At 66.5% G+C, this 20,174-nt stretch carries 16 protein-coding genes, 1 tRNA gene and 1 riboswitch; of the genes, 13 read left to right on the top strand and 4 right to left on the bottom strand.

Annotated elements, in window-relative coordinates; genetic code table 11:
- The first annotated feature begins 23 nt into the window (after positions 1–23).
- From RALTA_RS04735 to RALTA_RS04720, 4 genes are all read left to right on the top strand, one after another.
- The gene (locus RALTA_RS04735; protein WP_012352296.1) at positions 24–1,079 is read left to right on the top strand and encodes an adenosine deaminase; all 1,056 of its coding nucleotides are present in this window, start codon (positions 24–26) and stop codon (positions 1,077–1,079) included.
- A gap of 76 nt (positions 1,080–1,155) precedes the next feature.
- A complete protein-coding gene (guaD, locus tag RALTA_RS04730; RefSeq protein WP_012352295.1) occupies positions 1,156–2,478 on the top strand; it encodes a guanine deaminase in 1,323 nt (440 codons plus the stop codon).
- A 190-nt stretch (positions 2,479–2,668) separates the two neighbouring features.
- On the top strand, positions 2,669–3,832 hold the full coding sequence (locus RALTA_RS04725; RefSeq protein WP_012352294.1) for a fatty acid desaturase: 1,164 nt from the start codon (positions 2,669–2,671) through the stop codon (positions 3,830–3,832).
- A 50-nt stretch (positions 3,833–3,882) separates the two neighbouring features.
- Positions 3,883–4,125, top strand: a riboswitch (yybP-ykoY riboswitch).
- Positions 4,126–4,146: 21 nt separating this feature from the next.
- On the top strand, positions 4,147–4,722 hold the full coding sequence (locus tag RALTA_RS04720) for a TMEM165/GDT1 family protein (protein ID WP_012352293.1): 576 nt from the start codon (positions 4,147–4,149) through the stop codon (positions 4,720–4,722).
- Between the two features lie 166 nt (positions 4,723–4,888).
- Here RALTA_RS04720 and RALTA_RS04715 read toward each other — a convergent pair whose 3' ends face one another.
- Both RALTA_RS04715 and uraH read right to left on the bottom strand, forming a co-directional pair.
- Positions 4,889–6,094: a urate hydroxylase PuuD gene (locus RALTA_RS04715; protein ID WP_012352292.1), complete on the bottom strand. Its 1,206-nt coding sequence runs from the start codon at positions 6,092–6,094 to the stop codon at positions 4,889–4,891.
- Positions 6,095–6,125: 31 nt separating this feature from the next.
- Entirely contained in the window at positions 6,126–6,479 is a 354-nt protein-coding gene (uraH, locus tag RALTA_RS04710) for a hydroxyisourate hydrolase (RefSeq protein ID WP_012352291.1), read from the bottom strand.
- A 298-nt stretch (positions 6,480–6,777) separates the two neighbouring features.
- On the opposite strand from uraH, the gene RALTA_RS04705 reads away from it, so the two are divergent.
- From RALTA_RS04705 to RALTA_RS04680, 6 genes are all read left to right on the top strand, one after another.
- Entirely contained in the window at positions 6,778–7,545 is a 768-nt protein-coding gene (locus tag RALTA_RS04705; RefSeq protein ID WP_012352290.1) for a GntR family transcriptional regulator, read from the top strand.
- A gap of 170 nt (positions 7,546–7,715) precedes the next feature.
- On the top strand, positions 7,716–9,122 hold the full coding sequence (locus RALTA_RS04700; protein WP_025582479.1) for a nucleobase:cation symporter-2 family protein: 1,407 nt from the start codon (positions 7,716–7,718) through the stop codon (positions 9,120–9,122).
- Positions 9,123–9,277: 155 nt separating this feature from the next.
- Positions 9,278–10,228: an allantoinase PuuE gene (gene puuE / locus RALTA_RS04695; RefSeq protein ID WP_012352288.1), complete on the top strand. Its 951-nt coding sequence runs from the start codon at positions 9,278–9,280 to the stop codon at positions 10,226–10,228.
- Positions 10,225–10,743 (top strand): 2-oxo-4-hydroxy-4-carboxy-5-ureidoimidazoline decarboxylase, encoded by a 519-nt coding sequence (gene uraD / locus RALTA_RS04690; protein WP_012352287.1) that lies wholly within the window; start codon positions 10,225–10,227, stop codon positions 10,741–10,743. The genes puuE and uraD overlap by 4 nt, the downstream gene beginning before the upstream one ends.
- A 180-nt stretch (positions 10,744–10,923) precedes the next feature.
- A complete protein-coding gene (locus RALTA_RS04685; protein ID WP_012352286.1) occupies positions 10,924–11,991 on the top strand; it encodes a porin in 1,068 nt (355 codons plus the stop codon).
- 239 nt (positions 11,992–12,230) lie between these two features.
- A complete protein-coding gene (locus RALTA_RS04680) occupies positions 12,231–12,476 on the top strand; it encodes a hypothetical protein (RefSeq protein WP_012352285.1) in 246 nt (81 codons plus the stop codon).
- A 103-nt stretch (positions 12,477–12,579) separates the two neighbouring features.
- Here RALTA_RS04680 and RALTA_RS04675 read toward each other — a convergent pair whose 3' ends face one another.
- Entirely contained in the window at positions 12,580–14,901 is a 2,322-nt protein-coding gene (locus tag RALTA_RS04675; protein WP_012352284.1) for an NADP-dependent malic enzyme, read from the bottom strand.
- A 339-nt stretch (positions 14,902–15,240) separates the two neighbouring features.
- The gene (locus tag RALTA_RS04670; protein WP_041232091.1) at positions 15,241–15,879 is read right to left on the bottom strand and encodes a DUF4136 domain-containing protein; all 639 of its coding nucleotides are present in this window, start codon (positions 15,877–15,879) and stop codon (positions 15,241–15,243) included.
- A 271-nt stretch (positions 15,880–16,150) separates the two neighbouring features.
- On the opposite strand from RALTA_RS04670, the gene pepN reads away from it, so the two are divergent.
- From pepN to RALTA_RS04655, 3 genes are all read left to right on the top strand, one after another.
- On the top strand, positions 16,151–18,862 hold the full coding sequence (pepN, locus tag RALTA_RS04665) for an aminopeptidase N (RefSeq protein ID WP_041232090.1): 2,712 nt from the start codon (positions 16,151–16,153) through the stop codon (positions 18,860–18,862).
- An 81-nt stretch (positions 18,863–18,943) separates the two neighbouring features.
- Positions 18,944–19,960 (top strand): class 1 fructose-bisphosphatase, encoded by a 1,017-nt coding sequence (locus RALTA_RS04660; protein WP_012352281.1) that lies wholly within the window; start codon positions 18,944–18,946, stop codon positions 19,958–19,960.
- Positions 19,961–20,082: 122 nt separating this feature from the next.
- Positions 20,083–20,158 (top strand) — tRNA-Thr (locus RALTA_RS04655).
- The last annotated feature ends 16 nt before the right edge of the window (positions 20,159–20,174 follow it).

Here is a 20,174-nt window from a genome sequence, read left to right as displayed (position 1 = left end):
AATTGCCCAGAAACGAGGCCCCCATGACCATCGATGCCGCGCTCGCGGAACAGATCCGCCGCACCCCCAAGGCCGAACTGCATGTGCATATCGAAGGCACGCTTGAGCCGGAACTGATCTTCCGGCTGGCGCAGCGCAACCAGGTGGCGCTGCCCTACCCCAGCGTCGACGCGCTGCGCGCCGCCTACGCCTTTACCGACCTGCAGTCGTTCCTGGACATCTACTACGCCGGCGCCAGCGTGCTGCTGACCGAGGAAGATTTCTTCGACATGACCATGGACTACGTCAAGCGCGCCGTCGCCGACAACGTCCGCCACGCCGAGATCTTCTTCGATCCGCAGACCCATACCGCGCGCGGGGTGCCGATCGGCGTGGTGATCGACGGCATTGCCGATGCCCTGGCCCAGGCCCGCACCGAGTACGACTTCTCGAGCAGCCTGATCCTGTGCTTCCTGCGCCATCTGTCCGAGGAAGACGCGTTCGCCACGCTGGAAGCGGCGCTGCCGTACCGCGACCGCTTTGTCGGCGTCGGGCTCGATTCGTCGGAAAAAGGCAACCCGCCCGAGAAATTCGCGCGCGTGTTCGCGCGGGCGCGCGAGCTGGGCCTGCATCTGGTGGCGCACGCGGGCGAGGAAGGTCCGGCGCAGTACGTCGCCGATGCGCTCGACATCCTCAAGGCGGAGCGCATCGACCACGGCGTGCGCGCCATCGACGATGCCGCGCTGGTCGAGCGCCTGGCGCGCGAGCGCGTGGCGCTGACGGTGTGCCCGCTGTCGAACGTCAAGCTCAAGGTCTACCCCGACCTGCGCGACCACCCGCTCAAGCGCATGCTGGATGCGGGCGTGGCGATCACGCTGCATTCGGACGACCCGGCCTACTTCGGCGGCTATATGAATGCGAACTGGGAAGCCACCTTCGACGCGCTGCCGCTGGACGCGGCCGACGCGCACAAGCTGGCCCGCAACAGTTTTGAAGCGGCCTTCCTGCCTGCCATGCAGAAGGCCGAGTTCCTGGCGGAAGTCGACCACTTCTGGTCCGCTCCGCCCAAGTCCCCGCCCGCAACGGCCCCCGCGGCCTGAGCCCGGCGCATGCCAATAGACCGGCCTGCCGCTTGCACCATGCGGTGCCGCGCGGGCCGGCCACGAGAGACAAGCCATGACGAGCCACCCCACCACTGACTCCCGTACCCGCGCCATCCGCGGCCGCGTGCTGCATTTCCTGCGCGACCCGCAATTCCATGAGGACGCGTATCAGTATTGGGACGACGGGGTGCTGATCGTCACCGACGGGCGCATCGCCGCCGCCGGCGACTACAGCCAGCTGGCCGCGCGCATCCCGGCCGGCGCGGAGGTCATCGACCATCGCGGCAAGCTGATCGTGCCCGGCTTTATCGACACCCACGTGCACTTCCCGCAGACCGACATGATCGCGTCGCCGTCGCCGGGGCTGCTGCACTGGCTCGACACCTACACCTTCCCCGAAGAGCGTCGCTTCGCCGACCCCGACTACGCGCGCGGCGTGGCCGGCTTCTTCACCGAGGAACTGCTGCGCAACGGCACCACCAGCGCGGTGGTCTGGAGCACGGTGCACAAGGCCTCGGCCGACGCCCTCTTTGCCGAAAGCGAGGCGCGCAACCTGCGCATGATCACCGGCAAGGTGATGATGGACCGCAACTGCCCCGAATTCCTGCGCGACACCGCCGAAAGCGGCGCCCGGGATTCGGCCGACCTGCTGTCGCGCTGGCATAACAAGGGCCGCCTGTCGTACGCCATCACGCCGCGCTTCGCGCCGACCTCGACCGAGGCGCAGCTGGCCGCCTGCGGCGAACTGGCGCGCGCCTACCCGGACGCCTTTATCCAGACCCACGTGGCCGAGAACCGCGACGAGGTCAAATGGGTGGCCGAGCTGTTCCCGGACGCGCGCAGCTACCTGGATGTCTACGACCGCTATGGCCTGCTCCGTCCCGGCGCGATGTACGGCCACGCCATCTACCTGGACCAGGACGACCGCCGCCGCCTGGCCGACAGCGGCGCCGCGGTGGCGCACTGCCCCACCTCGAACCTGTTCCTCGGCAGCGGCTTCTATGACTTCCACCAGTCCGATGCCAACCGCCTGAACGTGACGCTGGCCACCGACGTGGGCGGCGGCACCTCGTTCTCGATGTTCCGCACCATGAACGCCGCGCACAAGGTGGCGCGCATGGGCGGCTACTACCTGACCGCGCTGCGCATGTTCTACCTGGCCACCCGCGCCGCCGCCGAGGCGCTGGGCTGGACCGGCCGCGTCGGCAGCTTCAGCGAGGGCTGCGAGGCCGATTTCATCGTGCTGGACCCCAAGGCCACGCCGCTGATCGCACGGCGCAGCAACCGCTCGGAAACGCTGGAAGAGGAACTGTTCGCCTTCGCCATGCTGGGCGACGACCGCGTGATCGACCGCGTCTACGTGATGGGCGAGGCCGCGAACATCCCGGCTGCCTGATCCGCCACACCGCGGCATCCCGTGGCCCGCCGCGCCCGCGGCGGGCCCGCCCTTTACCGCTTCCGCCGTCCCACTGGCTTGACGACCGTCAAGACTGTCCTCGACAAAGCCTTCTAACCTTGCGGTTCCGCCGCGGCCGTCCTGTCTTGCCGCGCACCCATACCCATCGACCGCAATCAGAAGGTTCTGCATGACCGCTTACCACACCGCAGATTCCCCCGCCGAGCCTGCCGCCGCGCATGCCCGCGCGCGCCCCCAGGCACCGCATCAGGCCCCGCTGCCGGAACCGATCGCACCGGACGCGCCGCTGCCGTCGCGCAAGATCATCCGCGGCTGGCTGATCCCGCTGGGCCAGCGCAGCACGCCGCGCGCACTGATGCTGTTCGCCTTCGATTACCTGCTGTTCGGCGCCGTGCTGGCCGGCGTGGTGCTGGCGCCGCACTGGGCCGCCAAGCTGGCGCTGGGCGTGCTGGCGGGTCTGGTGATCGCGCGCCTGTTTATCATCGGCCACGATGCCTGCCACCAGAGCCTGACTCCGCGCCGCGGGCTCAACAAGTGGCTGGGCCGGCTGACCTTCCTGCCGTCGCTGACGCCGTACAGCCTGTGGGAAGTCGGCCATAACGTGGTCCACCACGGCTACACCAACCTGAAGGGCTTCGACTTCGTCTGGGCGCCGTATTCGCTCGAGGAATTCAACGCGCTGCCGCGCTGGCGCCGGGTGATGGAGCGCATCTACCGCACCGGCTTCGGTCCGGGCCTGTATTACCTGGTCGAGATCTGGTGGTGCAAGCTGTTCTTCCCCAGCAAGCGCCAGATGGCCACGCGCCGCCCGGTCTTCACCGGCGACTGCGTGCTGGTGGCGGTGTTCGGGCTGGCCTGGATCGGCGCGCTGGCCGGGCTGGCGCTGGCCACGCAGCAGTCGGTGTGGATGCTGGTCGGCGCCGGCTTCGTGCTGCCCTTCCTGGTGTGGAACGTCACCGTGGGCTTCGTACTGTATGTGCACCATACCCACACCAGTGTCGCCTGGTACGACACCAAGGCGATGTGGGCCAGGGCCCAGCCGTTCGTCTCGACCACGGTGCACCTGCGCTTCCGCCATGGCATCGGCACGGCGCTGCACCACATCATGGAACACACCGCGCACCACGTCGACATGAGCGTGCCGCTGTACCGCCTCAAGCGCGCGCAGGCGCTGCTGGAGCACGCGCTGCCGGGCCGTATCATCATCGAGAACTTCTCCTGGCGCTGGTATTTCGACACGGCGCGCCGCTGCAAGCTCTATGACTTCAAGGCGCTGTGCTGGACCGATTTCCGCGGCCGCCAGACCAGCGAGAACGCGCCGGTGCCGGCCTGACCGGCTGGCAGGCCGCTGGCGGTGGTGGACGATCCACCGCCGCGGCGGTTATAATCGCCGCTTCCATTGGGGAGTAGCCGCCCTGCTCCCACCGCGCCGCGCAATGCGGACTACGGGGGACAGGGGCGTACGTCAACAGACTTGACCGCTTGCGGTTATGGCGTGCGCAGCTTCGGATCCGCCTGGCCACACCGGCCCAGGCAGCGTCCATGCCTGGCGAGACCGATGACCATCCCTTTCTGGCCGGGCCGGGAAAGGGTTGCGTCATTGGCATCTCGCGATGCATTGCGGCCCGGTTACCCCACAAGACCAATATGGAAGCCTTCCTCGTCTCCACAGGCATCGTCGCCCTCGCAGAAATGGGCGACAAGACGCAATTGCTGTCGCTGGTGCTGGCCGCGCGCTACCGCAAGCCGGCGCCCATCATCCTCGGCATTCTGATCGCCACCCTGTTCAACCACGGCTTTGCGGGCGCGCTCGGCGGCTGGATTACGCACGTGGTTGGCGAAAGCCTGCTGCGCTGGATCCTCGGACTCGGCTTTATCGCCATGGCCGCATGGATGCTGATCCCGGACAAGTTCGACGACGCCGAGCAGGCCAAACCGGTCAAGGGCTTCATCGGCATCCTCGGCACCACGCTCGTTGCCTTTTTCTTTGCCGAAATGGGCGACAAGACCCAGATTGCCACGGTGGCGCTGGCGGCGCGCTTCAGCGATGCGGTGCTGGCGGTGGTCATGGGTACCACCTTCGGCATGATGATCGCCAATGCACCGGCCGTATTGCTGGGCGACCGGTTCGCCAACAAGATGCCGATCGGCCTGGTGCACAAGATTGCGGCGGGGATCTTCCTGGTGCTGGGTGTGCTGGCGCTGCTGAACATCGGCGGATAAGGCGCCAGGCAAAAAAAACGGGGCACAAGGCCCCGTTCAAACCCTCGCCGGTCCGGTACTGACGGCTGCCAACTGCTCAGCCCTCCGGACCGTCGATCACCGATGCTCGGATGTCGCGGGCCGGCTCGGGAAGAGCCGGCCCTGATGCTTTCAGCTCAGGCCACCCTCAGTTGGTGGTCTTGGCACCGCCTTCGAACCACTGCCCCAGCAGCGCGCGTTCGTCGTCGGTAATCTGCGTCACGTTGCCCAGCGGCATCGCCTTCTGCTGCACCGCCTGCTGGTAGATCAGCTGGGCGTGGGCCTTGATGTCCTCGGGCGTCTCGAGCTTGATGCCCTTGGCCGCGGTCGGCATCATCTTTGGCTGCTCGGCGTGGCACTGCACGCAGCGCGCGTTCATCACTTCCTGCACCTTGGCGAAGCTGACCGTCGCGGCGGCCTCGCCATCGGCCTTGGCCACGGCCGGACGCGGCTGCGGCGCGATCATCACGGCGACAACGCCCAGCGCGGCGACGCCGGCGGCAGGCCACAGCACGTTGATCTTGCCCTTGTGCTTCAGGATGAAGAACTGGCGGATCAGCACGCCCGACAGCATGATCAGGATCAGCACCACCCAGTTGTACTTGTGGGCGTAGGTCATGCTGTAGTGGTTCGACAGCATCGCGAACAGCACCGGCAGCGTGAAGTAGGTGTTGTGCACGCTGCGCTGCTTGCCGCGCTTGCCGTGGATCGGGTCCACCGGCTGGCCGGCCTTCAGTGCCGCCACCACCTTGCGCTGGCCCGGAATGATCCACGCCAGCACGTTCGCGCTCATGATCGTCGCGATCATCGCGCCGGTCAGCAGGAACGCCGCGCGGCCCGAGAAGATGTGGCAGGCGACGTAGGCGGCGGCCGCGATGTAGATCGCCACCAGGATGCCGACCAGGCGGTCATTCTTGTTGAACAGGCGGCAGATGCTGTCATAGACGATCCAGCCGATCAGCAGGTACGACACCGCGAATCCGACCGCCGCGCCAGGCGACATGTCGAACACATTCTTGTCGATCAGGAACGTGCTGGCGTTGAACAGGTACAGCACCACCAGCAGCGCGAAGCCGCTCATCCAGGTGGAATACGACTCCCAGTAGAACCAGTGCAGGTTCTCCGGCAGCTGCCTGGGCGCGGTCAGGTACTTCTGCGGGTTGTAGAAGCCGCCGCCGTGCACCGCCCACAGTTCGCCGTCGACACCCTTCTCCTTCAGGTCCGGCGCGGTGGGCTTGGTCAGGCTGTTGTCCAGCCACACGAAATAGAACGAAGAGCCGATCCATGCGATGGCGGTGATCACATGCACCCACCGCAGCAGCATATTGGCCCAGTCGAGGATATAGCCTTCCATGTCTTGTCTCCTGTTTCCCTATGCCACCGCGTCAGCTGCCGCGGTAGGTCGAGTACGACCAGGGCGAAACCAGGAGCGGCACGTGGTAGTGCGCGTTGACGTCGGCAATGCCGAAGCGCAGCGGCACCACGTCCAGGAAGGCCGGCTCGGGCAGCTTCACGCCCTGGGCGCGGAAGTAGTCGCCGGCGGCGAATTCCAGTTCGTACACGCCCGCGGCGAGGTCGGCGCCTTCCAGCAGGGGCTGGTCGCAGCGGCCGTCGTGGTTGGTGACCACGGTCTTCAGGGTTTCGCGACGATTGTCGACAATTTTATGGAGAGTAATCGACATGCCCTGCCCGGGCGTGCCCGCAGCGGTGTCGAGAACATGGGTGGTCAAGCGTCCCATCGTATTTGTCCTTTTGCGATTGGGTTGTGAGGGGCGCCGCTGCCTTCACTAGCACCATGTGTGGGATGGTGCCCGCTCGGTACGTCTGGTAACGCATCCCGGCGCTGGGTTGGTGCGTGGCGACAATGCGCCTGCACTTCCCCGTTGGCAATTCAGGGATTTCCCTGAGTTGTCGAAAACCTGAGTTGGTTTTGTTGACAATATTGAGGCCGTAACCAAATAATTGTCAACAATTTTTGGATCACCGTACCCTGATAAGCAGGATTTACGGTGCCCTGCCTGACCTGCCGGTGCCACGATGTCCAAGAGCCTGAAGCTGATTGCCGCCAACGCCGAATCCAAGGCCGACGCTGACCTGACCGAGATCCCGGGCAAGCCCGCCAAGCCCGCGCGCAAGGGCTCGGTCGAGGAGCGCATGTACCACGAGATCTACGACGCGATCATGGAGCACCGGCTGCCGCCGCGCACCAAGCTCACCGAGCATTCGCTTTGCGAGATCTATGCCACCGCGCGCCACACCGTGCGCAAGGTGCTGTCGCACCTGGCTGCCGACGGCATGGTCGACCTCGAGCCCAACCGCGGCGCCTTTATCGCCAGCCCATCCACCGACGAAGCGCACGACATGTTCGAGCTGCGCCAGATGCTGGAGCGCGCGGTGCTGGAAAAGCTGGCCGCCATGCCTGACGTCAAGGCCGTGATCGCGCCGCTGCGCCAGATGGTGGCCGACGAGCGGCAGGCCTTCCTGACGCACGACCGTCCCAAGTGGATCCGCCTGTCGGCCGAATTCCACACCGCGCTGGCGGAACTGTCGGGCAATGCGCTGCTGGTCAACATGATGCGCCGACTGGTGTCGCGCACCACGCTGATGATTGCCAGCGTGGAAGCGCCGGGCAACAACGCCTGCTCGTTCGACGAGCACGAAGACATCCTCGACGCCCTGGAACAGGGCAATGCCGCACTGGCCCAGTCGCGCATGGCGCACCACCTTGGCGCCTGCGCCGACCGCGTGCAGCCGGACGAACCGGGCAGCTTCGATCTTCGCAGCGTGCTGGGCCGCTCCACCTAGCACGGTGTTCCCGTCACGCCCCCGCAAGAAGAAGGCAGCAGGCCCGTCGTCAGTACCGCGCCCAGGCAGTGCAAACGAGAGCGCGGCGACGGCGGGCCCATAACAACACCGACCAAACTGCCGGCACGGACGTGGCGTTCCCATCAAACCAAAGGAGAGGAGACGCACCAATGAATTCCGCAAGCACCACGGTCCCGACGGACCTCACCAACGAGCGTTTGCCTTCCGGGCGCCTGCTCGCGCTCGGGTTGCAGCACGTTCTGGTGATGTACGCCGGCACGGTTGCCGTGCCACTGATCGTGGGTGGCGCGCTCAAGCTGCCCAAGGACCAGCTGGCGTTCCTGATCAACGCCGACCTGTTCGCCGCCGGCCTCGCCACCCTGATCCAGGCGATCGGCTTCTGGAAGTTCGGCATCCGCCTGCCGGTGATGATGGGCGTGACCTTCGCCTCGGTGGCGCCGATGATCGCCATCGGCACCGACCCCAACGTCGGCCTGCTTGGCATCTACGGCGCGGTGATCGCGTCAGGGATCTTCGGCATCCTGATCTCGCCGATGATGGGGCGCATGCTGGGACTGTTCCCGCCGGTGGTGACCGGCACCGTGATCACGCTGATCGGCGTGTCGCTGATGCGCGTGGCCATCAACTGGTCGGCCGGTGGCCAGCCCACCACGCGCGCCGTCATCGACGGCGTCGTCAAGGAAGTGCCTAACCTGGCCTATGGCGACCTGGCCAACCTCGGCATCGCCGGCCTGACGCTGGTCATCATCCTGCTGCTGACCAAATATGGCCGCGGCCTGGTCGCCAACTGCGCGGTGCTGCTCGGCATCATCATCGGCACGCTGGTGGCGATGGGCCTGGGCAAGGTGTCGTTCGACGGCCTCGATGAGGCCAGCTTCGTCGCCGTCATCACGCCGCTGCATTTCGGCATGCCGACCTTCCAGCTGACCGCGATCCTGTCGATGTGCATCGTCATGCTGATCACGCTGGTGGAGTCGACCGGCATGTTCCTGGCGCTGTCGGACATCACCGGCAAGAAGCTGAGCAACGAGGACCTGACCCGCGGCCTGCGTGCCGACGGCCTGGGCACCGTGATCGGCGGCATCTTCAACACCTTCCCTTACACCTCGTTCTCGCAGAACGTGGGCCTGGTCACGGTGACCGGCGTGCGTTCGCGCTATGTGGCGGCGGCCGGCGGCATCATCCTGATCGCCTTCGGCCTGTTTCCCAAGATGGCGCACGTGGTGGCCTCGGTGCCGCAGTTCGTGCTGGGCGGCGCCGGCATCGTGATGTTCGGCATGGTGGCCGCGACCGGCATCCGCATCCTGGGCTCGTGCGATTTCAACCGCAACCGCCACAACCTGTTCATCGTTGCCATCTCGATCGGCTTCGGCATGATCCCGACGCTGGCGCCGACGTTCTTCCAGTACCTGCCCAAGTGGACCGACCCGTTCACGCACAGCGGCATCGTGCTCGGCACCATCGTCGCGGTGACGCTGAACCTGTTCTACAACGGCATCCAGTCGCGCGAAGAGGCCATGCGCAACGCCGCGGCCAACTCGCACGGCACCGAGTAATCGAAGTACCGGCAACGCAGGGCCGGCCCGGAAGGATCCGGCCCTGGATGCAGACCGGTGCCGCCGCCGGCACGACTGGCATGTTCATTGCATGACGGTCGGCGCCTGCGGCGGGACGGCGGTGCCGGGTGGTTTCCTGAAGCAAGCAACGACACATGACAAACGATAACTATCCACGCGATCTCATCGGTTACGGCGCCCGCCCGCCGCACGCCCGCTGGCCCGGCGGCGCGCGCGTCGCGCTGCAGTTCGTGCTCAACTACGAAGAAGGCGGCGAAAACTGCGTGCTGCACGGCGATGCCGCCTCCGAGCAGTTCCTCTCCGAGATCGTCGGCGCCGCGGCCTACCCCGACCGCCACATGAGCATGGAGGGCATCTACGAGTACGGCTCGCGCGCCGGCGTCTGGCGCATCCTGCGCGAGTTCGAGAAGCGCGGCCTGCCGCTGACCATCTTCGGCGTGTCGATGGCGCTGCAGCGCCATCCGGAACTGACGCGCGCCTTCGTCGAGCTGGGCCACGAGATCGCCTGCCACGGCTGGCGCTGGATTCACTACCAGAACATCGACGAAGCCACCGAGCGCGAGCACATGCGCATCGGCATGCAGATCATCAAGGACCTGACCGGCGAGCTGCCGCTGGGCTGGTACACCGGCCGCGACAGCCCCAACACGCGCCGCCTGGTGGTCGAGCATGGCGGCTTCCTGTACGACTCCGACTACTACGGCGACGACCTGCCCTTCTGGACCGAAGTGGAAGTCACCGGTGGCGAGAAAAAGCCGCACCTGGTGGTGCCGTACACGCTGGACTCGAACGACATGCGCTTCGCCACGCCGCAGGGCTTCAACACCGGCGAGCAGTTCTTCCAGTACCTGAAGGATGCGTTCGACGTGCTGTATGAAGAAGGCGACCCGAGCGGCCAGGACAGCCCCAAGATGCTGTCGATCGGCATGCACTGCCGCCTGCTCGGGCGCCCGGGCCGCTTCCGCGCGCTGCAGCGCTTCCTCGACTACGTGCAGGGACACGACAAGGTGTGGATCTGCCGCCGTGTCGATATCGCCCGGCACTGGGCCGCCACCCATCCCTACACTCCCCGGAATCAAGCATGAGCCAGACCTACACCATCGCCCAACTCAACACCATGCCGGTCGCCGAATTCGTGCAGGTGCTGGGCGGCATCTACGAACATTCGCCGTGGTTTGCCGAGGCCGCCGCCGCGCAACGGCCCTTTGCCGATGGCGCCGCGCTGGCGCAGGCACTGCGCCAGGCCGTCGACCAGGCCGGCGAGGCGGCGCAGCTCAAGCTGGTGCGCGCCCACCCGGAGCTGGCCGGCAAGGCCGCCGTGCGCGGCGAGCTGACTGCCGAGTCGACGCGCGAGCAAAGCGGTGCCGGCCTGAACCAGTGCACGCCCGAGGAATTCGACCGCCTGCAGTCGCTCAACGCGGCGTACAACCAGAAGTTCGGCTTCCCGTTCATCCTGGCGGTGCGCGGCTACGACCGTCACGGCATCATCGCCGAGTTCGCGCGCCGCATTGAAAACACGCCGCAGCAAGAGTTGCAAACTTGCATCAACCAGATCCATCGCATTGCACAGTTCCGTCTTGACGACTTAGTATCCGCCTGAGAAAAAAAGCGTCACCTGTATAACAAAAAACGCTGTACCCCGATGCCGCCGGCCCCCCATGCAACACCACACCGAGCCCAGGCCAGGCGGCACGAACAAGAGCACAAAGACATTACAAGAACCCGTCAGGGACCCAGTACACAACGTTCCAAGCAGGATCAAAACCACGGAGGTCTAACAATGCAGAAGCAGTACAAGCCGGCGCTCAAGCTGGCGGCAGTAGCGGCTACCCTTTTTTCCGGCGCGGCCATGGCCCAGTCCAGCGTCACGCTGTACGGCCAGGCTGACATGTTCGTCGGCGGCGTGAAGAGCCCGGGCTCGGGCGAGCGCGCATGGGTGGCCAATTCGGGGGGCATGCAGACGTCTTACTGGGGCATCAAGGGTACCGAAGACCTGGGTGGCGGCACCAAGGCCATCTTCGACCTGAACGGCTTTTTCCGTACCGACAGCGGCAACAGCGGCCGCTTCAACGGCGACTCGATGTTCAGCCGCAATGCCTATGTCGGCCTGCAGAACGACAAGGCCGGCACCATCAAGCTGGGCCGCAACACCACGCCGTACTTCATTTCGACCATCCTGTTCAACCCGCTGGTCGACTCGTACGTGTTCTCGCCGACGATCTTCCACACCTACTTCGGCGCGGTCAGCGGCGCCGTCGCCGATCCCGGCATCATCGGCGACTCGGGCTGGAACAACTCCCTGGTGTACAGCACGCCGAACTTCGGCGGCCTGACCGCCAACTTCATCTACGGCTTCGGCGAGCAGCCGGGCGCCGCGGGCAAGCAGAAGTTCGGCGGCAACGTCCTGTACTTCAACGGCCCGTTCGCCGCGACCGTGGCTTACCAGCAGGTCCGCTTCAACAACGTGCCGACCGACATGTCCGACATCGGCCTGTCGCGCCAGGACGCCGCGCAGATCGGCCTGTCCTATGACTTCAAGGTGGTCAAGCTGTTCGCGCAGGGCCAGTACATCAAGACCCGCGCCACCACCGCCCCGTCCGGCGACATCAAGCATATCGACGGCCAGTTCGGCGCGTCGGTGCCCATCGGCGCCGGCAACCTGCTGGCTTCGTATGCCTACGGCAAGGTCGACAACTCGCTGGGCGACTTCAAGCGCAATACCTTTGCCGTCGCCTACGACTACAACCTGTCCAAGCGCACTGACGTGTACGCCGCCTACTACTACGACAAGATCACCGGCATCGAGCACGGCGATACCTTCGGCGTGGGCGTGCGCCACAAGTTCTGATGCGCTGAGCGCGTCACCGGCAGCACCGGAGCCCGCCTTTCGGCGGGCTTTTTTTACGGCACGCGGGGCGACGCGCGCGCCACCCACCCCGGCTGCGCCATGCTGCACCGCGGCACGCCGTTGTCGCCGTTTGCCAGATGGGAAACTGCCGCTCCATAGGCGGATTCAATTGGAATGGCCCCGGCGCGCTTCCTAGATTGGTGTTCCAGGCCTCAAAAACCATGACAGCGAGGTGACACATGCGGCGATACGCGAAGACCCGTTCGGAACTGATGGCCATCCTGAACCAGTGCCTCGACAACAACCCCGAGTGCGGCGAATGCGAGCTGCACGCGGTGCGAATGCACCAGCCTGACCATACCGGTTGCAACTGGAGCGCCGAAGTCGATTTCCCGCAGGAGTCCGTCGACAACCTGGGCCATCAGCTCGCAGCGGCAAAATCGATCATCGTCGTCATGCGCGAGCAGTACAACGTGCTGCAATAGCCACCATGTCAACCGCCCCCTCTTCGCGCGGATGCGGCGGGGCAACAAACAAAAAGCCGGGTCGTCGACCCGGCTTTTTGCATGGCGGACGCTGCGCGGCGGATCAGCGCAGCGCGTTGCACTCGGCCACGGCGACGGCCGTCATGTTGACGATCCGGCGCGTGGTGGCCTGGGGGTTCAGGATGTGCACCGGCTTGGCGGCGCCCAGCAGGATCGGACCCACCGTCACGCCCTGACCGCCCGTGATCTTGAGCAGGTTGAAGGCAATGTTGGCGGCGTCCAGCGTCGGCATCACCAGCAGGTTGGCGCTGCCGGCCAGCTTGGTCGACGGCAGGAAGTGGCGGCGCACGTCCTCGACCAGGGCGGCGTCGCCCTGCATCTCGCCTTCCACCTCCAGATGCGGCGCCTCGCGCGCGAGGATCTGCGCGGCTTCGCGCATCTTGCGCGCCGACGGGCGCGTCGACGAGCCGAACATCGAGTGCGACATCAGCGCCACCTTCGGCTGCAGGCCGAAGCGCGCGATCTCTTCCGCGGCCAGCTGCGTGATGGCCGCCAGCTGTTCCGCGCTGGGGTCGTCGTTGACGAAGGTGTCGGTGATGAACAGCGTGTACTTCTCGAGCATCAGCGCGTTCATCGCCGCGAACACATGCGCGCCCGGCGCCAGGCCGATCACGTCGCGCACGTGCTCGAGGTGGGCCTCGAAGCGGCCCACCGTGCCGCACAGCAGCGCGTCGGCGTCGCCCATGTGCATCAGCATGGTGCCGATCAGCGTGTTGGAGCGGCGCAGCGCCACCTTGGCCATGTCCGGGGTCACGCCGTCGCGGCCGCGCAGCGCGTGGTAAGCCTCGTGGTAGGCGCGGTAGCGCGGATCATCCTCGGGGTTGATCAGCTCGAAGTCCACGCCCGGCTTCAGGCGCAGGCCGGCCTTGTCGATGCGCATCTGGATCACGTGCGGACGGCCGATCAGGATCGGACGCGCCAGGCCTTCGTCGACCACCGACTGCACCGCGCGCAGCACGCGCTCTTCCTCGCCCTCGGCATAGGCCACGCGCTTGGGCGCGGCCTTGGCGGCCGAGAACACCGGCTTCATGATCAGGCCGGTGTGGTAGACGTAGGTTGACAGCTGCTGGCGGTACGCTTCCAGGTCCTTGATCGGGCGCGTGGCCACGCCGGACTCTTCGGCGGCCTTGGCCACAGCAGGGGCGATCTTCTCGATCAGGCGCTGGTCGAACGGCGTCGGGATGATGTAGTCGGGGCCGAACTTCAGCTCGCGGCCGCCGTAGGCCGCCGCCACGGCGTCGTTCAGCTCGGCCTCGGCCAGCTCGGCGATGGCCTTCACGCAGGCCAGCTTCATCGCTTCCGTGATCTTGGTGGCGCCGCAATCGAGCGCGCCGCGGAAGATGTACGGGAAGCACAGCACGTTGTTGACCTGGTTCGGGTAGTCCGAACGGCCGGTGGCGATGATGCAGTCCGGACGCGCGGCCTTGGCCACTTCCGGGCGGATCTCGGGCTCGGGGTTGGCCAGCGCCAGGATGATGGGCTGGTCGGCCATGGTCTTGACCATCTCGGCGGTCAGCACGCCGGCGGTGGAGCAACCCAGGAAGACGTCCGCGCCCTTGACGATGTCAGCCAGCGTGCGCGCCGAGGTGTCCTGCGCGTAGCGGGCCTTGTTGGCTTCCATGTTGGCGTCGCGGCCAACGTAGATCACGCCCTTCGAGTCCACCACCGAGATGTTCTCGCGCGTCACGCCCAAGCTCACCATCGTGTCGAGGCACGCAATCGCCGCCGCGCCGGCGCCCGATACGGCGACCTTCACCTTGGCAATGTCCTTGCCGACGATCTTCAGCCCGTTCAGCAGCGCTGCCGTCGAAATGATGGCGGTGCCGTGCTGGTCGTCATGGAAGACGGGGATGTTCATGCGCTCGCGCAGCTTCTGCTCGATGTAGAAGCACTCGGGCGCCTTGATGTCTTCCAGGTTCACGCCGCCCAGCGTCGGTTCCAGCGCGGCGACGATCTCGACGATCTTGTCCGGATCGCGCGCGTCGAGCTCGATGTCGAACACGTCGATGCCAGCGAACTTCTTGAACAGGCAGCCCTTGCCCTCCATCACCGGCTTGCCCGCCAGCGGGCCGATATCGCCCAGGCCCAGCACGGCGGTGCCGTTGGTGACCACGGCCACCAGGTTGGCGCGCGAGGTGTACTCGGCGGCGGTGGCGGGATCCTTGGCGATCTCCTCGCAGGCATAGGCTACGCCCGGCGAGTAAGCCAGCGACAGGTCGCGCTGGTTGGAAAGCGCCTTGGTCGCGGTGACCTGGATCTTGCCCTTGGTGGGGCTGCGGTGGTATTCCAGCGCGGCGAGGCGCAGCTGCGCTTCAGGACTGTTCGGGGCATGTTGCGGTGCATCACCGCTGTTCTTGCTGCTCATTGGCTCGTCCGGAAAATGGCCCGGACCGGAAGCGCCCCTCTCCCGCCATGGTTCGGCCCGGCCCGCGCGACTAGCCGGCAGCGAAGGACAACGTCTGGCAGCGAAACTGACGACTCCGGCAGACAGGCCGGAAAAATCGAGCAGGTATTCTAGCCCACGCGCCCGCGCAAAGTACCACCGCGGCCACCCGGAAGGCCGCATTTTGCGCGGATTCTTCCCGTTAAACAGCTTTTACCATTGGGTATGCAATGCCGGTGCAGAAGCATGCTCCTGCATGCATCCGCACGCATGGCGCTGCGGGTCCCCGGACCGGCCCGGCTCGGCCGATCGCCGCCCGGCCTATTTGGCGTTTTTTTCCACTTCCAGCGTCACGCGGCGCGGACGGCCGCTGGCGGAGGGAAAATCAGTGAAAGCGCTGCGGATCAGGTACGGCATCATCGCCGGCAGGCTGGCGTTCTCGGCCTGGTTCTGCGCGGTGACTTGCCAGACGCGCTTGCCGCTGGCCACGTCCTTGAAATACACCCGCAGGCTGGAGAACGTCACCGGCACGTCGCGCACCACCGTCTGCGGCGGCCAGTAGCCCGGACCCCACGGGCCCCACGGCCCCCACGGGCGGTAGTAGCCCGGGCCCCAGTAAGGTCCCCAGTAAGGCCCCCAGGGGCCGTACCACGGGTCCGGGTAGACCGTTTCGGCCACCCGCACCAGGCCAGGCGCCGAGTCATAGTCCATGCTGACGAGATAGCGCGCCTGCCGCGCTGGCACCTGCTCGAAGCCGACGCCCGCCAGCGCCGCCGCCAGCCACTGTTCATAGGTCTGCCGGTCGAGCTGGGCCGCCTGCTCGGCGCTGCGCTCGAAACTGTAGGTGCGCGGCGCGTCGTTCTGCCAGCCGGGCTGGCGGAACGCCGTGACATCGGTGGTCACGGTGCTGGCGCACCCGGTCAGCAGCAGTGCCCCCAGCAGCGCCAGCGCGCCCCACATCGTGCGCAACCCCGGCCACCGGCCCGCTGCCCCGTCATTGCCGACACCGCCTGCGCGCTGCCACATAGTGCTACCTCGCTCTTCTGTCAGTGAAACCCTGCGTGTCTCTGAGACCACGCCGATGACGCGGAATTCCCCGGTGCCGCTTGGTGCGGCGCCCGTCAGACCGCGCCCCGACCCTTGGCTACAATGAGGACTTCAGCGCCATGCCTTGCTTGCACGCGCCTGGCCGCTCCCTCTCCCAACGGTCTTCCGAAGACAGGATTCCTCCATGCTGCGCACCGACACGCCCGTTACCGTCTATCGCAAGGACTATACCCCGCCCCCGTTCGCCATCGACCACGCCGCGCTGGTGCTCGAGCTCGATCCCCAGCGCACCGTGGTCACCAGCACGCTGCGCTTTGCGCGCGTAGCCGGCGCCCCCGACGCGCCGCTGGTGCTGGCCGGCGAAGACCTCGAACTGATCGGCGTCAGCCTGGACGGCAAGCCCGTGGCCAACGCCACCCAGGACGGCGGCACGCTGACGCTGCCCGGCCTGCCGGCGCAGGGCACGCTGGAAATCACCACCGCGTGCCAGCCCGCGGCCAATACCTCGCTGTCGGGCCTTTATGTGTCCAACGGCAATTTCTTCACCCAGTGCGAGGCCGAGGGCTTCCGCCGCATCACCTACTTCCTGGACCGCCCCGACGTGATGGCGACCTACCGCGTCACGCTGCGCGCGGACCGCGCCGCCTATCCGGTGCTGCTGTCCAACGGCAACCTGGCCAGCCAGCGCGAACTGCCCGATGGCCGTCACGAAGCCGTGTGGGAAGACCCGTTCCCCAAGCCGTCCTACCTGTTCGCGCTGGTCGCGGGCAAGCTCGAATGCATCGAGGAGCGGATCCAGTCGGCTTCGGGCAAGGACAAGCTGCTGCAGGTGTGGGTCGAGCCGCGCGACCTCGACAAGACCCGCCACGCGATGGATTCGCTGATCCATTCGATCCGCTGGGACGAGCAGCGCTTCGGCCTGGAGCTCGACCTCGACCGCTTCATGATCGTCGCCGTGGGCGACTTCAACATGGGCGCAATGGAGAACAAGGGCCTGAACATCTTCAACACCAAGTATGTGCTGGCCAATGCGGAAACCGCGACCGACACGGATTTCGCCAATATCGAGGCGGTGGTCGGCCATGAGTACTTCCACAACTGGACCGGCAACCGCGTGACCTGCCGCGACTGGTTCCAGCTGTCGCTGAAGGAAGGCCTGACGGTGTTCCGCGACCAGGAGTTCTCGGCCGACATGATGGGCTCCGAGTCGGGCCGCGCGGTCAAGCGCATCGAGGACGTGCGCGTGCTGCGCCAGGTGCAGTTCCCCGAGGACGCCGGCCCGATGGCGCATCCGGTGCGCCCCGACAGCTACGAAGAGATCAACAACTTCTACACCGTCACGGTGTACGAGAAAGGCGCCGAGGTCGTGCGCATGTACCAGACCCTGCTGGGCCGCGACGGCTTCCGCAAGGGCATGGACCTGTACTTCCAGCGCCATGACGGGCAGGCCGTGACCTGCGACGATTTCCGCGCCGCCATGGCCGATGCCAACGGCCGCGACCTGACCCAGTTCGGGCTCTGGTACAGCCAGGCCGGCACGCCGGTGGTGACCACGCGCACCGCGTGGAACGCCGACGATGGCAGCCTGACGCTGACGCTGTCGCAGCGCTGCCCCAAGGTCGGCATCGAGACCCGCGCCGGCACGCCCGAAAAGCAGCCGTTCCATATCCCGTTCGCGATCGGCCTGCTGGGCGCCGACGGCAAGGACCTGCCGCTGCAGCTCGAGGGCGAAAGCGCGCCCGCCGGCACCACGCGCGTGCTCGACTTCACGCAGGCCGAGCAGAGCTTCCGCTTTATCAACCTGCCGCGCGGTGCCGAGGCCCCGCTGCCGTCGCTGCTGCGCAATTTCTCCGCGCCGGTAATCGTCGATGCCGAGTACACCGACGCGCAGCTGACCTTCCAGCTGTCGCACGACAGCGACGCCTTCAACCGCTGGGAAGCCGGCCAGCGCCTGGCCACGCGCGCGCTGCTGCAGTTGGTGGCCGATGTGCAGGCCGGGCGCGAGCTCACGCTCGACCCGGCGCTGGTGCGCGCCATGCGCGCGGTGCTGACCGACGACACGCTCAACCCCGCCTTCCGCGAGCAAGCCCTGGTGCTGCCCGCCGAAGCCTACCTGGCCGAGCGCATGGGCGTGGCCGACCCCGCCGCCATCCACCGCGCTCGCCAGTTCATGCGCGAAGGACTGGCGCGCGCGCTGCAGGCGGACTGGCTCGCCGCCTACGAAGCCAATGCCACGCCAGGTCCGTATTCGCCCGATGCCGCCTCGGCGGCGAAGCGCGCGCTGCGCAACCTCGCGCTCGGCTACCTCGCCGACAGCGGCGACCCCGCGATGCAGGCGCTGGCCGACCAGCAATACCAGAATGCCGACAACATGACCGACCGCTTCGCCGCGCTGTCGGCGCTGGTCAACAGCTTCGCCCCCGGCCGCGAGCATGCGCTGGCGGACTTCTACCAACGCTTCGAAGGCGACGCGCTGGTGATCGACAAGTGGTTCTCGCTGCAAGGCATGCAGCGCGGCAGCGTCGGCCCGCAGCCGGGCGGCCCGCACGCCGGCAAGCGCACCATCGACACCGTGCGCGCGCTGATGGAGCATCCCGCCTTCAACCTGCGCAACCCCAACCGCGCGCGCTCCCTGATCTTCAGCTTCTGCTCCGGCAACCCGGCGCAGTTCCATGCCGAGGATGGTTCGGGCTACCGCTTCTGGGCCGACCAGGTGCTGGCGCTGGACGCCATCAACCCGCAAGTGGCGGCGCGCCTGGCGCGGGTGATGGACCGCTGGCAGAAGTACGAACTGGCGCTGCGCGACCGCATGCGCGCCGAGCTGGAACGCGTCGCCGCCTGCAGCACGCTGTCGCGCGACGTACGCGAGATCGTCGGCAAGGCGCTGGCCGGCTGAGCGCGACCGGCCGACGCCCCCGAAGCCCGGCCCCGGCGCGGCCGGGCATGTAGAATTGCGGCCATCCAAGGAGAACCAACCATGACTCGCATCAGCCTGACCCGCTACCTGGTCGAGGAGCAGCGCAAGCACAACACGATCCAGCCCGAACTGCGGCTGCTGATCGAAGTGGTCGCGCGTGCCTGCAAGGCCATTTCCAACGCCGTCAGCAAGGGCGCCCTCGCCGGCGTGCTGGGCTCGGCCGGCACCGGCAATGTCCAGGGCGAAACCCAGCAGAAGCTGGACGTGATCGCCAACGAAGTGCTGCTCGACGCCAACGAATGGGGCGGCCACCTGGCCGCGATGGCATCGGAAGAAATGGAATCGTTCTACGAGATTCCCAACCGCTACCCGAAGGGCGAATACCTGCTGATGTTCGACCCGCTCGACGGCTCGTCGAACATCGACGTCAACGTCTCGATCGGCACCATCTTCTCGGTGCTGCACATGCCCAAGCCCGGCCAGACCGTGACCGAGGCCGACTTCCTGCAGCCCGGCACGCACCAGGTCGCCGCCGGCTACGCCGTGTACGGCCCGCAGACCACGCTGGTGCTGACGGTCGGCAACGGCGTGCACATGTTCACGCTGGACCGCGAAGCCGGCAGCTTCGTGCTGACCCAGTCCAACGTCACGATCCCGGAAGACACCAAGGAATTCGCCATCAACATGTCGAACATGCGCCACTGGGCCCCGCCGGTGCGCAAGTACATCGACGAGTGCCTGGCCGGCGACGAAGGCCCGCGCGGCAAGAACTTCAACATGCGCTGGGTGGCTTCGATGGTTGCCGACGTGCACCGCATCCTGACCCGCGGCGGCATCTTCATGTACCCGTGGGACAAGCGCGAGCCGGAAAAGCCCGGCAAGCTGCGCCTGATGTACGAAGCCAACCCAATGGCGATGCTGGTCGAGCAGGCCGGCGGCGCCGCCACCAACGGCGAGCAGCGCATCCTCGACGTGCAGCCGGAAAAGCTGCACCAGCGCGTCTCTGTGATCCTGGGCTCGAAGAACGAGGTCGAGCGCGTCACCCGCTACCACCAGGAAGCGCAGGCCAAGGCCTGATTTCCGGGCAAGGCCGGCCTGGCACGGGGCGCGCTGCGCCCCGTTCGGCGACACAAAAGGGCTTCACAAGGCCGGAAAACGCTGCTACTATTGCGGGCTGTTCCAGTTCACCGGAACATGTTGCCGAAGTAGCTCAGTCGGTAGAGCAGCTCATTCGTAATGAGAAGGTCGGGGGTTCGATTCCTCTCTTCGGCACCAATTGAATCAAGCACTT

Origin of the sequence: Cupriavidus taiwanensis LMG 19424 (assembly GCF_000069785.1) — a bacterium.
In the GTDB taxonomy this organism is placed as follows: Bacteria; Pseudomonadota; Gammaproteobacteria; order Burkholderiales; family Burkholderiaceae; genus Cupriavidus; species Cupriavidus taiwanensis.
The sequence above is the reverse complement of the archived record's forward strand: the minus strand, read 5'-3'. Positions and strand labels throughout refer to the sequence as shown.